Consider the following 15,344-nt stretch of genomic DNA (forward strand, 5'->3'; position numbering starts at 1 on the left):
TCCCAATTGCTTACGAAACCAACGCCTTGCTGTCGCCAAACACGGATTTTTCCAGCAATTCTGCAACGTCAAGCGTTTCCACCTTGTCTTCCACTTCCTTCGCCTTCGTGCCATCAGAAAGCATGGTCAGGCAGTATGGGCATCCGGAACTGATCACAGATGGTTTTACCGCAAGTGCCTGTTCCGTACGGGAAACATTGATTCGATGCCCTGTTTCTTCCTCCATCCACATCAAGCCGCCGCCAGCTCCACAGCACATTGCCGTATCGCGGTTTCGTTCCATTTCCTTAAGCTCCACACCGGGAATTGCTTTGAGAATATCACGTGGCGCGTCATACACCTCATTATAGCGTCCGAGGTAGCAGGAATCGTGGAAGGTAATCGTTTCATTTACAGCATGCTTGGGAGTAAGCCTACCTTCCTTGACCAATTCAGCAAGAAGCTCCGTATGATGGTATACCTCTGCTTTTAGGCCGAAGTCTGGATATTCATTCTTAAAAATATTGTATGCATGAGGATCGATTGTCACGATCTTCTTCACGTCATTTTTCTCAAATTCTTCGATATTCTTTGTTGCCAGCTCCTGGAACAGGAACTCATTTCCAAGCCGGCGCGGGGTATCCCCAGAGTTTTTTTCCTTGTTGCCAAGAATGGCGAACTTGACACCTGCTTCATTCATCAGCTTGGCAAAGGAGAGCGCGATCTTTTGGCTGCGGTTGTCAAATGCACCCATTGAGCCGACCCAGAATAAATACTCGAATTCTTCCTCTGCTTTGTTAAGCTCTTTCACGGTAGGCACGATCACATCGCTGCGCAGCTCGCGCCAGTTTTCTTTTTCCTTCCGGTTCAAGCCCCAAGGATTGCCCTGGCGCTCAATATTCGTCATTGCCCGCTGTGCATCCGCGTCCATTTTTCCTTCTGTTAACACGAGATAGCGGCGCAGATCAATGATTTTATCCACATGTTCGTTCATGACCGGACATTGGTCCTCGCAGTTACGGCAAGTTGTGCATGCCCAGATTTCCTCTTCCGTGATGACATCGCCGATCAAGCTCGGACTGTAAGCAAGCCCGGCGGCTGCTTCATTCGCAGCATGGCCGGCAGCAGCCAATGCGATCTGATTGCCCTTCGTATGGGAAAAAGCGAAAGTTGGCACCCAAGGCTGTTTGGAAGTGACAGCGGCCCCAGTAAGTGTCAAATGATCCCGAAGCTTCACGATCAGGTCCATCGGCGACAGCATTTTTCCAGTGCCTGTTGCCGGGCACATATTCGTACAGCGTCCGCATTCCACGCAGGCATAAAAATCGATCATCTGCTCATAATTAAAGTCGGTAATTTTACCTGCTCCAAATGTTTCCTGTGTTTCATCTTCAAAATCGATCTTCGTGATTTTTCCAGGAGAATCAACCTTTGATAAATATACATTGGCCGGACCAGCGATCAAGTGGGCATGCTTTGATTGCGGCACATACACTAGGAAAGCAAGCAGGAATAGCAAATGGATCCACCAGGCGAGGTAGAAAACCGCAATCGCAGCTGTCTGCGGAATGCCGCTGAACGCTGCCGCAACAAGGGATGCAACCGGCTCTGTCCATGTTCCTCCCTCGCTATGCCAAATCATGCTCATCCCGTTGCCGAGCAAAACAGACAGCATCAATCCGCCGATAAACAGCAAGACAAGCCCATTCTTGAAGCCGCGCTTCAGCCGAACTAGCTTTTCAATATAACGGCGGTAAAAAGCCCAGACAACCGCTACAAGAATGGTTAGGGTAACGAGCTCCTGAAAGAAGGTAAACCCAGGATATAGCGGTCCTAACGGCAAATGCGAACCAGGTTTGATGCCCTTCCAAATAAAATCGATTGCCCCAAACTGAACAAGGAGGAAACCATAGAAAAACATCACGTGGATAGCCCCGCTCTTCTTGTCCTTCAGCAGCCTTTTCTGACCGAATACATGAATAAGGATCCTTTTCCAGCGGTCTTTGATCTGACCATCGAACTCTGCTTTTTTGCCGAGTTTGATGTATTCGATTCTCGTCTTTACCACATATACGAACAAACTGATCGCGTAAGCGGTTACAATCAAGAACGCAATGAAATTAATCCACAGCAAACCGTTCATAAAAAATTTACCCCTTTCACTGAAATCCTCTTTTACTCTATTATATAATGAATGAGCATTCAGTCAACTTATTTTCATTTATTTCAGAAAATTGTTTCCACAGGAAGGGAACATATAGTAAAGCCTTTTCGGCAAAAATATAGGAAATACTTTTAGGGGGCAGATGGCGATGGATTTTGGATGGGTTTTGATTGCAATACTAGCAGGTCTAGCCCTGTGGCTCTACGCAGATTTCCAGCTTGGCAGAAAAAAGCATCTGAAAACCGCCCAAACGAATCAGTTGCCAGTACGGGAAAGCCGTCTCACCATTTTTGCAGAAGGTCCTAAATTATTTGATGACCTTTTTTATGAATTAAAAAATGCGAAACAGCACATTCATATTTTGTTTTACATCGTAAGGGATGATAAAATCAGCCAGGAATTTCTCGCGATTTTAACAGAAAGGAGGAAGGCCGGGGTCGAGGTGCGGCTTATGGTCGACTGGGTCGGCAACGGTTTGAAGCGCAAGACCATTCAATCTCTGAAGGATGTCGGAGTTGAATTTGCCTATTCCCAAATGCCTAAGCTTCCTTTCCTGTTTTATTCTTCACAGGTGCGGAACCACAGAAAGATTACCGTTATTGATGGAAAAACTGCCTATCTCGGCGGCTTTAATATCGGCAAGGAATACATCAATCAGGATCCAAAGCTGTCGCCATGGCGCGATTACCACTTGAAAGTCACCGGGGAGGGCGTCTTTGATCTGCAAACGGAATTTCTTGAGGATTGGCGAGCAGCAGCGAAGGTTCATCTATTGCAAAATAAAGCGTATTTTCCCTCGCTTCCAAAGGGAGAGATCCAGCAGCGATTTGTTCCAACCGAGGGAATCTTACTAGAGGAAATGATGGCAAAACTAATCAGCCAAGCAAAAACGTCCATTTTTATCGGAACCCCATACTTCATTCCAAGCAAAAAGGTGTTCCAGCTAGTGCGTGAAGCGATCAACAGAGGGGTTTCCGTCACAGTTCTCGTCCCATTTGTGCCCGACCATATGCTTGTGAAAGAAGCGTCCTATCCTTATTTACGAACGCTTATCCGCGACGGCGCCGACGTATACCAATATGTAAAAGGCTTTTACCATGCGAAAGTTTTGCTTGTAGATGAGGAGGTTTGTGATATGGGCACTGCCAATTTTGATAAAAGAAGCATGTTCTTGAATTATGAATTGAACTGCCTGATTTATGATGATGCATTTATAAAAAAAGTTAAAAACATCCTGGCAGAAGACCTCATGAACTCAAGGAAGGCAACGCTCTATGACTTTAGCGGGGGGGCGCTTAAGGAAAAAGTTGCAAGCATGATATCATACTTTTTATAATACAATATTATCATTACAGAAGAGACCCCCTTTCGCGGGTCTCTTCGTAAAGCAGTTTACATTTTTTCCGGTGCAGATACTCCAATCAGCTCAAGTGCATTTTTCAAGGTAATTTGCGCTGTTTTAATCAGGGACAGACGCGCCACTGTTTTTTCTTTATTTGCCAGATCCAGTACTTTTTCAGCATTGTAGAAGCTGTGGAATACGGAAGCCAATTCGAAAATGTAATTAGAAATTCGATGCGGCATCCGCTTTTGGGCTGCTTCGGCGACGACAAGCGGAAATTCGCCCAGCTTTTTCAGCAGCTCGATTTCCTTCTCGGACTGAATTAGCTTGAAATCTGCCTCCCTGTCAAAAATCAACCCTTGCTCTGCAGCTGAACGGAGGATGCTATTAATCCGAGCGTGGGCATATTGTGCGTAGAAGACCGGGTTTTCATTGGACTGAGATACCGCCAGATCAAGGTCGAAGTCCATGTGCGTATCTGCACTTCTCATCGCGAAGAAATAACGGACTGCATCCAGGCCCACTTCATCAATCAAGTCACGCATCGTCACTGCTTTTCCAGTCCGCTTGCTCATCTTCATCTTTTCGCCGTTTTTATACAAATGGACGAGCTGAATAATTTCGACTTCAAGTGCCTCGCGATCATAGCCGAGTGCCTCAATTGCCGCCTTCATGCGCGGGATGTAACCGTGATGGTCTGCGCCCCAGATGTTGATCAGCTTTTCAAAGCCCCGCTCCAGCTTGTCTTTATGGTAGGCAATATCCGGCAGCAAGTACGTGAAGGAGCCATCCTGCTTGATCAGCACACGGTCCTTATCGTCGCCAAGCTCCGATGAACGGAACCAGGTTGCCCCTTCCTCCTCATAAACATGGCCATTATCGCGCAATGTCTCAAGTGCGGCTTCAATTTTGCCGTTTTGATACAAAGATGTTTCAGAGTACCAAACATCGAATCGAACACGGAAATTCTCCAGGTCCTGCTTTAGTTTTCCCATTTCGTATTTCAGGCCATATTCACGGAAAGCTTGAAAACGCTCCTGGTCAGAACTATTTACATATTTATCACCGAATTCTTCCGCCAATGTCTGTCCAATGCCGATGATATCAGCGCCTTGGTAGCCATCTTCGGGCATCGGCTTATCAATGCCCAGCGCCTGGAAATAGCGGGCCTCGACCGAAAGCGCCAGGTTATTGATCTGGTTTCCGGCATCATTGATATAGTACTCACGGGAAACATCGTAGCCTGCTTTTGCCAGCACATTGCTTAAAGAATCGCCGACAGCCGCGCCGCGGGCATGTCCAAGGTGCAGGTCGCCAGTTGGGTTTGCCGATACGAACTCCACTTGAACCTTCTGACCATTGCCAACCTTTGATTCCCCATAATGGTCGCCTGCTTCGAGAATTTCCGGAATTAAATCGATTAAATAGCTATTGTCCATGTAAAAATTGATGAAGCCCGGTCCGGCAATTTCAATTTTCTCGATGGATGCCTTGCTTTTATCCATGTTTTCGATCAGCTGTTCCGCAATTTGGCGCGGAGCCTTTTTCGCTATGCGAGTTAGTTGCATCGCCATATTAGTAGAGTAATCCCCATGTGCTTTTTCCTTCGGCGTTTCAAGAATGACAGCCGGAATTTGCGCTTCTTCTGCCAGATTTGCCTTGATGATCGCCTGCTTGATTTCTTCCTTCAGCTTCGATTGAACCTGCTCCACTTTATTCATTTGCTTTCCTCCCTATAATTGATTGTCAGATGATAGGTACCTGCACTCGCGCCCTGGATCGACATTTCATACAGCAAATCCACTTGGCCTTCCTGCTTGTCCTCGCTAAAATCAAGCGAAAGACGCTTCGTTAGCGCAGATGTCTCGATCAGCCCGTATGCCGTCTTGTAATTGCCCGGGGTTTTTTTATTCAGCAGAAAAGGAAGCCTCATCTTAATCGCACCGCTGCGCAGGATCAGCACTTCATTCCCTGTCATTTTCACCGTCGTATGAACGTCCCCTTCCTCCGTCACTTCATCATACTGGAGGTACGAACTGTTCGCCTTTTTATAATATCGGCCAAAAGTGGTCCATTCAAAAGTATTCCGATCACTGCCACTGTAGATTGCCGTTTTCACTGTCACCCTTACAGGAGTTTGTTCAGCGGGTCTCATTGACACCGATAACACATCCTTTATCTTCACTAGCGCTTAAAATGGGACTGCAAAGGCTGAACTTTGCTATTTTTCCTCTATTATAACTTTATAAGTATAAATATTCTCCTGTAAAAGTGCAAGGTTCGCAAGAAGCGGATCATTGTCCTATAATTTGTGATAGAAACGCGAAAAACCGGCTGGTAATATGCCAGCCGATTTTTCATGGACAGGGAATTCCGCGAAACTTCCAGTCTATTCCGCGAAAACAGAATAGGATTCCGCGAAAAACCATATTAATTCCGCGAATTTCTAACATAATTCCGCGAACTGGAAAAAACAGAAGATTTTATCCAGTAATTAAAAAAATAGCATTCCTGTTGAAATAATGACTCCACTGACAATAAGCGTGATTACGCAATAACCCATGATATCTTTCGCCTTCAACCCGGCAATTGCCAGAGCAGGCAAAGCCCAAAATGGCTGAATCATGTTCGTCCATGCATCACCCCACGCAACGGCCATTGCTGTTTTCGGAATCGAGACACCCATCGTTTGAGCTGCCTCAAGCATGATCGGCGCTTGTACGGCCCACTGTCCCCCGCCAGAAGGGACAAAAATGTTAATTAATCCAGCACTCCAAAAAGTGAATAACGGAAATGTAAATTCATTCGATATGGAAACGAAACCTTCGGAAATAACCGCTGCAAGTCCCGAGGCTGTCATCATTCCCATGATTCCTGCGTAAAACGGAAATTGGATAATAATCCCGCTTGCACCTTTTACCGCATTCATCACAGCATCTAGAAATTGTTTAGGAGTACGATGGAAGAGGATACCTAGGAATAAAAACAGGAAATTAACAATATCGAGATTCAGTTTGAATCCATTATTCGCAAAATAAGAAAATAAGAATACAAGCCCAAATAGCCCAATCAATAATGAAGCAATCTTGCTGTTTTCAAGCTTTTCTGCCGGAGTCATTGCTCCCTGCTCAACCGCCGCTGCCTGTATATCATTTTCTAAAATGAATGGGTCGACTACGACCGTTTCTTCCTTGGAGGGCATCATCATTCTCGTGACGATTGGCAAAATGACCAGCATCGCAATTACGATAAATAAGTTAAAGCTGGAGAAAATAGTCTGGTCAGTCGGGATGACCCCGATCATCTTTTCAGTAAAATGGCCTTCTGTGGCGATGGTACCTTCACTGCCGTATACCAAAACGCCAACCTATCGTTATAGTTACCAGCCTCGTAGGTGAAATAAATCGTAACATGTTCTACTTTGCATAAGACTTCAGGCTCCATTACTTGTTCAATCAGCTCTCTTGCATATTCAAGCCCATTTACTTTTTCTCCTCGATCCAGGGCTTCGATGGCCTCCTTGTACGCTAAGCAATTTTCGATATAAATAGAGCCAAATACTTTTACTTTAAGGAATTTGGCTTATCATATCTATTTCTGTAAACTAACTGGTACTTATTGAACAAATTTATTTTCTTCCTTTTGGGTTACCTTCAACAAAACGCAAAAATAAGTTAAGTAAATTTCATAATAATGAAAGGGACCACCCAACAAAACTCAGCGATTATTGGCTAAGGTAAAAAAAACATGAATCCTCTGAATTTATAGAGAAAATCATGGTTTAAATGGAAACAAAATTAAAATATTAGTAGATGGACTAATTCTTCTTAATTCTACTAATTGAATAAATTAATGCAACGATTATTCCAACCATTACAAGTAAATACATTAAATATTCTTTTGCTACAAAAAAATAAGAGATTACTGGAATCAAAAATGTAAATATAATTATATAAGTCAGTTTTTTCATTTAATTACCTCTTATTGTGTATTTACCACATGGTTTACAACAGCAGTATTTGATTGAACAGGAAATGTAAAATAGTAACCATCTGTTAGAGTATACGCTGCTTTTGCATAAATTTGTAAATTATAGTTTTTTTTGATCTCATTTGAACTTGTGATTTTGAACCATCTTTTATTACATCATAATTATTATTAAATTTTTCTTTTGTTGAATCCTTTATCACTTCAGGTAATTTTTCCATTGCGAATTCATTAACTTTTCCATTGAAGTGGAAAGTTAATGAATCGGCCTCGGTGTAGTTACTAATATTGAATCCAATCAAAATCACAGTAAAGATTAATACAAAAAATATTAAATATTTCTTCATAATATACCTCCATGGTTATTAATTTCCACTTAGATATCTTAGCATGAAATATACAAAAACTCCCTTTCCTATTTATTCCAAGTTGTTCCCAACTTGTAAGAATAGGGTTAATCATTCTATACTGTCAATTTACTTTACTAATTACCCGCTTCTAGAATATTACTGTACCAACATAATTTTAATCGCACCAAAAATGGACCTTTTCGGCATTTATTATTTGAATCATTTAAGTTCGCTCCTTCTTTTATGGGTTTTATGATTCTTGATCATATAATTCCGACTGGCCACGGTCGGGATTAATCCTGTTGCCATCGGTTCCAGGGGGTTGTCCTGGAACCGATGGCCCGGCTTACCTGAAGCAATGCTCCCATTCAGACAGATAATAAAAATCTGAAGTGCCTGGGTTTTTCTTTTCGACTGTGAACGTGGACCAATATCCCCTTTCAACCTCTGAAACCTTTAGTTCGTATTCTTCATTCTGGAACTTGCAATCAATGTACATAATGATAATGTTTTTGTTGTCCTCGTCTGTCTCTTCTTCAATGCAATTCACTTGATAATCTGTAAACATGAACCTTTTCGTTAACATTACTTGGAGAATTGCTTTTCATACCCTTGTAACTGCCTTTCGGCTTTTCCTATTTTTTCTTTTCTTTCAATAGTGTTTAACATTTCTCTCCTAACTAATATACTTTCCATATGTTTCAGAATATTCCTTCTTATTATTAGATATCATAAAAAAATGCTCCCTCAAGGAAGGGAGCATTTTTTATTTTGGTTCCTTCACAAACCCAAGCAGCATTTCCCGGATGATTTTGCTTGCTGTGTTTGCGGTCATTTCAGATGTATCGTAGATTGGTGCTACTTCTACCAGATCGGCCCCTACGACATCGACATCTGCGTTCGCGATTGCATGGATGGATGCCAGCAGTTCCTTAGAGGTGATTCCGCCAGCATCGACTGTTCCTGTTCCTGGTGCGTGCGCCGGGTCAAGAACATCAATATCGATTGTCACATACACCGGACGGCCGGCAAGCTTAGGCAATACTTCCTTCAAAGGTTCGAGCACTTCAAATTTGGAAATATGCATGCCCGCGTTTTTTGCCCACTCGAATTCTTCCTTCATGCCGGAACGGATGCCGAAGGAGAAAACATTTTTCGGACCAATATGCTCGGCAATTTTGCGAATGGGTGTAGAATGGGACAGTGGCTCTCCCTCATAGTGTTCGCGCAAGTCCGTATGCGCATCAAAATGAATGATCGCAAGGTTTTCATACTTTTTCGCGAACGCCTTCATGACCGGCCACGACACAAGATGCTCGCCGCCCATTCCAAGCGGGAATTTTTCTTCCGCTAAAAGTTTGTCAACGAATTCCTCAATCAAATCAAGACTCTTCTGCGCATTGCCAAACGGAAGCGGGATGTCACCAGCATCGAAATAGGTAAGATCCGCCATTTCACGGTCAAGATATGGACTATATTCTTCTAGGCCGATCGAAACCTCGCGGATGCGGGTCGGACCGAAACGTGAACCGGGACGGTAGCTGACAGTCCAGTCCATTGGCATCCCGTAAAGGACCGCCTTGCTTTCCTGATAGTTGGGCTGGCTGCCGATAAACACATTGCCTGAATAGGCTTCATCAAAACGCATGTTTTACCCCTCTTTTTTAAAAGTGTATGGACAGGAAAACGGCTCCCGGAGAGACCGGGAAACCGAATGGTTATACCAATTATTTTACTAGATCGCTAACGAACTTCGGCAGCACGAAAGCGGCTTTGTGTAGCTCTTTCGTGTAGTACTTCGTTTCGATGTCATGGAAACGATCCTCGCTGACTTCAAGTGGATCATATTTCTTCGATCCAAGAGTAAACGCCCACAATCCGCTTGGGTACGTCGGGATGTTGGCTACATAAAGGCGGGTGATCGGGAAAATTTCCTTAACATCCCTTTGGACATTGCGGATTAGGTCCGCTTTGAACCATGGATTGTCAGATTGAGCAACAAAGATACCGTCTTCTTTCAATGCTTTGGAAATTCCCGCGTAAAAGCCCTTCGTAAACAGATTCACCGCAGGGCCAACCGGTTCCGTCGAGTCCACCATGATGACATCATACTGGTTTTCACTTTCCGCGATGTGCATGAAGCCGTCGCCAACCTGAACATCGACACGCGGATCGTCGAGTTTGCCAGCGATTTCAGGCAGGTATTTCTTGGAATACTCGATCACTTTTCCATCGATATCAACCAGGGTCGCTTTTTTCACGCTTGGGTGCTTTAGCACTTCGCGGATGACGCCGCCGTCACCGCCGCCTACCACGAGCACCTGTTCCGGATTCGGGTGAGTGAACAGCGGAATATGAGCAACCATTTCATGGTATACAAATTCATCTCTTACCGAGGTCATGACCATATCGTCAAGCAACAGCATATTGCCCCACTCTTCTGTCTCCACCATATCAAGCTTTTGGAATTCTGTCTGTTCTGTATGTAACGTCTTGTTCACTTTCATCGTGATTCCAAAGTTTTTTGTCTGCTTTTCTGTAAACCAAAGACTCATTCTTATCCTTCCTTTCGGCAAAAAAATTTCCCGTCATGTGACTTCCATTTCTTTTTTATACTTCCCCAACATCACGAATACAAACATCAGAAAAAGTATAGTTGAATCTAGCAAAATTGCAAGTAAAATTTGATTCTATGTTTAAAATCAACCGTTTTTTTTCATACTGGTTGTAACGATCTTTTTTAGGGGGAAGCAGTATGGAGCTGAAGTTAGACGAGCGGGTTCGCAAAACAATCAAATATATGCGCGCTATGATCTTTTTCGGACTTTTTGGCCTAGCTTTGGCAACAATCGTCTATTTCTCGCTGATTGCCTATGCGAAAATCCAGGGACCGCCTCCGCTTGCCGTGCCGCAATCGACCTTGTTATTTTCAAATGATGGAACGATAATCGGGGAAAGTCATTCGGGTCAGAAACGCTATTGGGTGGCGCTCAAGGATATTTCGCCCCATTTGATCAATGCGACCGTTTCCATTGAGGATAAGACTTTTTTTCAGCATAACGGGTTTGATTATAAACGAATCGCCGGTGCCGCGCTTGCGGATATGAAAGCAATGGCAAAAGTGCAGGGGGCGAGCACGATCACCCAGCAATATGCCCGGAACCTGTTCCTTGAGCACGATAAGACTTGGTCCCGGAAAGCGACCGAGGCGCTCTACACCTTGCGTCTTGAAATGAATTACTCTAAGGATGAGATCCTTGAGGGCTACCTGAATACAATTTATTATGGCCACGGAGCTTACGGGATCCAGGCAGCAAGCATTTACTATTTTGGCAAGGATGCAAAGGATCTATCCCTGGCGGAAGCTTCCATGCTTGCAGGAATTCCGAAAGGCCCGAGCATCTACTCCCCTTTTTCGTCGATTGAAAAAGCAAAGCAGCGCCAGCAAACGATTTTACAGACGATGAAATCGAATGGCTATATTACCGAGCTTGCTGCACAAAAAGCCGGCATCGAGAAGTTGAAACTTGTTGGTGAGCACCAGAATCAGATCGGCATCGCGCCTTATTTCCAGGACGCTGTTAAAAATGCACTCAAAACTACGTTAAATTTTGATGATAGGACGATTTCTCTTGGTGGCTTGAGGGTGTATACAACACTGGATCTTGAAGATCAACAGGTGGCCGAAAAATCGATCGAGACAATGATTGCCGCCGATTCGGAAATTCAGGCCAGCCTGATTGCGATGAATCCGAAAAACGGTTATGTGCGTGCGCTTGTCGGCGGCAGAAATTATGAGGAAAGCCCGTTTAACCGAGCCATTCAGGCTGTCAGGCAACCAGGTTCGACAATGAAGCCAATTCTGTATTATGCTGCTCTCGAAAACGGCTTTACACCCTCGACAACAATGAAAAGCCAGCTTACGACTTTCTTGTTCGACGACGGTCGTGCCGAGTATACGCCACATAATTTTAACAATAAATACGCGGAAGAGGATATTACGCTCGCGCAGGCGTTAGCGTTGTCGGATAACGTCTATGCTGTGAAAACGCATCTGTTCCTCGGCGAAGATACACTGATCGAGACGGCAAAGCGATTTGGAATCAAGACAGATCTGGAGAAAGTTCCTTCACTCGCACTGGGCACCTCAGGAGTGCGTGTCATCGAGATCGCCAACGCCTACAGCATGCTGGCCAATGGCGGAAAGAAAATAGAACCAGTCCTGATCACGAAGGTCGAAAACCATAAAGGCGAGGTCATCTATGAATACGAGGAGGAAAAGAAAGAGGTATTGAAACCGGAACTTGCATCTGTGATGACGCATATGCTGACAGGCATCTTTGATAAAAAATTGAATGGCTACTCTTCCGTGACAGGGAGCACATTGGTCAAAAAAATGACGCGGCCCTATGCAGGAAAGTCCGGAACGACGGAAACAGACAGCTGGATGGTCGGCTATACCCCCCAGCTCGTGTCGGCCGTTTGGACAGGATATGACAAAGCGAAGCCGATCGAGCTGACTGCGGAAAAATCATACGCCAAAAATATTTGGATAGACTTTATGGAAAAAGCTCTCGACCATGAACCAGCGACCAAATTCAAACCTGCTAAAGGTACGGTCGCCGTCTATGTCGACCCCACAAACGGAAAGCTGGCCGCCGACAACTGCCCCGTGAAAAGGCTAACATGGTTCGCCGCAGGATCAGAACCAACTGAATATTGCACAGACCACCTGGAACACGTAGACCAAAAAGAGAAAAAGCCCGAGCTCAAGAAGGAAAAGAAACCATGGTACAAGCGCTGGTTCGGATTGTAGGAAAAGCGACTTGGTCAGCCCCGACTATTGTTGAAAACTAGCTGAACTGGAGCCAACTTCCTACCGATTTTGCGGAAAAAGGCGGAAACCTGTCCGAACTAAAGCTAAAGAAAAACCCCGGAACTTTTTCGCTCCGGGGTTTTTCTATGTCCTAGCATAATGTGTTTAACATTTTACTTTTTTTCCTTCTATTGAGCAAGTGAATTTCCCTATTTTTATCCAGTTATTGCGCGGATAAATCGATTTTCAATTTGTCTTCTGAACGCTCCCACATGCCAGGGTCGTGCTGCTTGAGAAAATCGGCGAGAATTTTTTTTGACTTCTCATCCATCTGGTCGACGATGATATGGCGCTTGATCGACTTATCGAGCCGGTTCACATGCTCCGGAAGTGACTTATAGCCGCGGCGGATCTCGCGGTTAACAGTCATGTCACAGGCAGTAACGCCCGCATAATATGGACCCTCTTCCTTCCTGTCAATCGTCACCCAGACAACCCAGTACAGCTTGCCGTCAGGCACTTCACTGCGGTCAGGCAGAAATTTGATGCCTTTTTCGACAGCACTGCGAGCATGCATCGCACCAACCTCCACAGCTGCCTCGCCCGCCTCCACATCAACGAGTACCGGTGATACATTATCAAGCGTCAGGACGCCTTTGCCAAAACCCTTATGGTCATCCATCGGGTCATTTTTAATGATATGAAAACCAATATTCTTTCCCTTTTTTTCTTCCATGAAAAAAACCTCCTAGAAAAACAGATTGGATATTCCATTGGTCACTGCCGGAATCAAGTATTGAAAAACCGGCTGAATTGTATATCGGTCAAGGGGCGTGATCACAAGGATCAAGAAAATAATTGAACCATATGCTTCATATTGGGTCATTTTTGCCCGGATATTGGGAGGTGCCAAATCCTCAATGATCCGATAACCGTCAAGCGGCGGGAACGGCAGCAGATTAAAAACGAACAGCATCGCATTCAGCCCGATAAAAATATTGAGGAAATCGAGAAAAAACGATGGTACCCCCTGTGCCAAGCCAAGTGTGACAAATATATACCAGATCGCAACTGCGAGGAACACGAGGATCAAATTACTGACTGGCCCAGCAACTGATACAAGCACACCGGCAAGCCTTGGATTCTTAAACATGAAGCGATTGACCGGAACCGGCCTTGCCCAGCCGAAACCAGCGATAAAAATCAAGATGGTCCCCAACGGATCGAGATGGTTGATCGGATTCAGCGTCAACCGTCCCTGTCGCTGTGCAGTCGGATCTCCGAACTTATAAGCGACCCACGCATGCGAAAATTCATGGACCGCAAACGCCACCACCAATGCCACAGCCACATACGGAATTTCTGCCAATGAATAATAAAAAAACACAACCCAATCCCCTTTTATTGTCTTTTTCATAAAGTATAACCGATTCTCGCATGAAAGGGAAAAAGACTAACTTGCTTCTGACTTGCTAATTTTAGCGAATTATGAAAAACTCAGATTAGCTTCACCAATTTTCAATTTTAAGGAGGCAACCAAATGCCATACGTAACAGTAAAAATGATCGAAGGCCGCACAGAGGACCAAAAGAAAGCGTTAGTTGAAAAAGTAACGGATGCAGTCAGCGAAACAACAGGCGCTCCTAAAGAGAAAGTCGTTGTGTTCATCGAGGAAATGTCAAAAAACCACTACGCCGTCGCAGGCAAGCGATTGAGTGACGAATAGAATCGACTAAAAGCTCAGAGAAATCTGGGCTTTTTGTTTTCTTATGACTTCCGGTTCCTTATTTATCATCAAGGAACTTTTTTACTTTAGGGACTTCTTCATTTTGTAATGCAAATCTTTTTTCTAGTTCTTCTTCTTCTTCAATTGTTAAAGGGACTTGAAACTTACTATTCTGAAGGAGTTTTCCTTCTAGGTTCAATAATTCCACTTTTGTATGATTAGCTTCTAAGCCAAACTCTTTTCTAAATTCTATTTGTTCCGAAAAATTCGGCACTTTTTCTGTCGAAGCTAACGTTGAGTTTCCAATTAAAAAAACAGAAACTATTATTGTTAATATAAATAAAAATTTTATAAGACTATTATTTATCAACTTGTCTCCTCCTCAAGATAATTAAGTAATAATTAATCTAAAATCTCTACTTTCTTGCTAACTCCGTAAGCTGGATTTGAAGTATCTAAATTTTCATACCAAACCCTTACTGCCATTCCAATCTTTAAATTATCAACTTGCTGATCTTGTGTTAACTCGAAGTAAGTTGCACTTTCAGCTCTTGTTATTATTTCTTGTTCAGACAATAATTCATTAATTTCCTCACTTGTTAGTCCACGCACGAGCAATATTTGCCCGTCTTTTATTTGTGCTATGATACCTTCCATGCTATTCTCACTCTCATTGCTAACTGTGTCTCCAGACGAATTGGAAAACATGAAAGCAAGCAGACTTAAAACTATTAAAACAATGATAGTTAAAGCAGCTACTAATTTTCTTTCCATATCTTTTCCTCCTCGTCTTTGAAATATAAAAATAATATTTAATATTTTTATACTAAAAAATTCTATTTAACAATCTATTTATCCTCCCTTCTTGTCTAAATTTTAGTATATAGGAAAAAATGTTTTCTTATGACCGTGAACCGCTGTTTCCCCTTTTCACGGGCACATGTTTCCCTTTTATGTGACCGTCATCCGCTGTTTCCCCT

Annotated in this window: 14 protein-coding genes and 1 pseudogene; 3 read left to right on the forward strand and 12 right to left on the reverse strand. The window is 43.8% G+C overall.

What is annotated here, in order from left to right:
- Positions 1-10 precede the first annotated feature (10 nt).
- Positions 11-2,122 (reverse strand): heterodisulfide reductase-related iron-sulfur binding cluster, encoded by a 2,112-nt coding sequence (locus UB32_RS08190; protein ID WP_044392766.1) that lies wholly within the window; start codon positions 2,120-2,122, stop codon positions 11-13.
- 169 nt (positions 2,123-2,291) lie between these two features.
- Here UB32_RS08190 and cls point away from each other — a divergent pair, with 169 nt between their 5' ends.
- On the forward strand, positions 2,292-3,479 hold the full coding sequence (gene cls, locus UB32_RS08195; RefSeq protein ID WP_044392768.1) for a cardiolipin synthase: 1,188 nt from the start codon (positions 2,292-2,294) through the stop codon (positions 3,477-3,479).
- A 56-nt stretch (positions 3,480-3,535) separates the two neighbouring features.
- Here the strand turns inward: cls and argS are convergent, their stop codons facing one another.
- The 7 genes and pseudogenes from argS to speE all read right to left on the reverse strand — a co-directional run bounded on the left by argS (position 3,536) and on the right by speE (position 10,377).
- On the reverse strand, positions 3,536-5,206 hold the full coding sequence (gene argS / locus UB32_RS08200; protein WP_044392770.1) for an arginine--tRNA ligase: 1,671 nt from the start codon (positions 5,204-5,206) through the stop codon (positions 3,536-3,538).
- Complete coding sequence (locus tag UB32_RS08205) at positions 5,203-5,640, reverse strand: DUF1934 domain-containing protein (RefSeq protein ID WP_241768454.1); 438 nt, start codon at positions 5,638-5,640, stop codon at positions 5,203-5,205. Before UB32_RS08205 ends, argS begins: the two co-directional genes overlap by 4 nt.
- Positions 5,641-5,979: 339 nt before the next feature.
- Positions 5,980-6,822, reverse strand: a pseudogene (locus UB32_RS08210) (TIGR00366 family protein); the annotation flags it as partial.
- Between the two features lie 718 nt (positions 6,823-7,540).
- Positions 7,541-7,819, reverse strand: a complete 279-nt coding sequence (locus UB32_RS08215; protein WP_044392774.1) for a hypothetical protein — start codon at positions 7,817-7,819, stop codon at positions 7,541-7,543.
- Positions 7,820-8,168: 349 nt separating this feature from the next.
- Complete coding sequence (locus tag UB32_RS08220) at positions 8,169-8,408, reverse strand: hypothetical protein (RefSeq protein ID WP_044392776.1); 240 nt, start codon at positions 8,406-8,408, stop codon at positions 8,169-8,171.
- A gap of 180 nt (positions 8,409-8,588) precedes the next feature.
- Positions 8,589-9,470 (reverse strand): agmatinase, encoded by an 882-nt coding sequence (speB, locus tag UB32_RS08225; RefSeq protein WP_044392778.1) that lies wholly within the window; start codon positions 9,468-9,470, stop codon positions 8,589-8,591.
- A 79-nt stretch (positions 9,471-9,549) separates the two neighbouring features.
- A complete protein-coding gene (gene speE, locus UB32_RS08230) occupies positions 9,550-10,377 on the reverse strand; it encodes a spermidine synthase (RefSeq protein WP_044392780.1) in 828 nt (275 codons plus the stop codon).
- 200 nt (positions 10,378-10,577) lie between these two features.
- Here speE and UB32_RS08235 point away from each other — a divergent pair, with 200 nt between their 5' ends.
- Positions 10,578-12,638 (forward strand): transglycosylase domain-containing protein, encoded by a 2,061-nt coding sequence (locus UB32_RS08235; protein ID WP_044392781.1) that lies wholly within the window; start codon positions 10,578-10,580, stop codon positions 12,636-12,638.
- A 223-nt stretch (positions 12,639-12,861) separates the two neighbouring features.
- On the opposite strand, the gene UB32_RS08240 is transcribed toward UB32_RS08235, so the two are convergent.
- Together UB32_RS08240 and UB32_RS08245 are read right to left on the reverse strand one after the other, a co-directional pair.
- Entirely contained in the window at positions 12,862-13,374 is a 513-nt protein-coding gene (locus UB32_RS08240; RefSeq protein WP_044392783.1) for a YwhD family protein, read from the reverse strand.
- Between the two features lie 12 nt (positions 13,375-13,386).
- A complete protein-coding gene (locus tag UB32_RS08245) occupies positions 13,387-14,055 on the reverse strand; it encodes a site-2 protease family protein (protein ID WP_044392784.1) in 669 nt (222 codons plus the stop codon).
- A gap of 123 nt (positions 14,056-14,178) precedes the next feature.
- Here UB32_RS08245 and UB32_RS08250 point away from each other — a divergent pair, with 123 nt between their 5' ends.
- A complete protein-coding gene (locus UB32_RS08250) occupies positions 14,179-14,364 on the forward strand; it encodes a 2-hydroxymuconate tautomerase (RefSeq protein ID WP_044392785.1) in 186 nt (61 codons plus the stop codon).
- A gap of 58 nt (positions 14,365-14,422) precedes the next feature.
- Here UB32_RS08250 and UB32_RS08255 read toward each other — a convergent pair whose 3' ends face one another.
- Positions 14,423-14,734, reverse strand: a complete 312-nt coding sequence (locus UB32_RS08255) for a hypothetical protein (RefSeq protein ID WP_044392787.1) — start codon at positions 14,732-14,734, stop codon at positions 14,423-14,425.
- Positions 14,735-14,766: 32 nt separating this feature from the next.
- Positions 14,767-15,138 (reverse strand): YobA family protein, encoded by a 372-nt coding sequence (locus UB32_RS08260; RefSeq protein WP_044392789.1) that lies wholly within the window; start codon positions 15,136-15,138, stop codon positions 14,767-14,769.
- Between the last annotated feature and the right edge of the window lie 206 nt (positions 15,139-15,344).

Origin of the sequence: Mesobacillus subterraneus, from assembly GCF_000934845.1 — a bacterium.
GTDB classification, from domain to species: domain Bacteria; phylum Bacillota; class Bacilli; order Bacillales; family Cytobacillaceae; genus Mesobacillus; species Mesobacillus stamsii.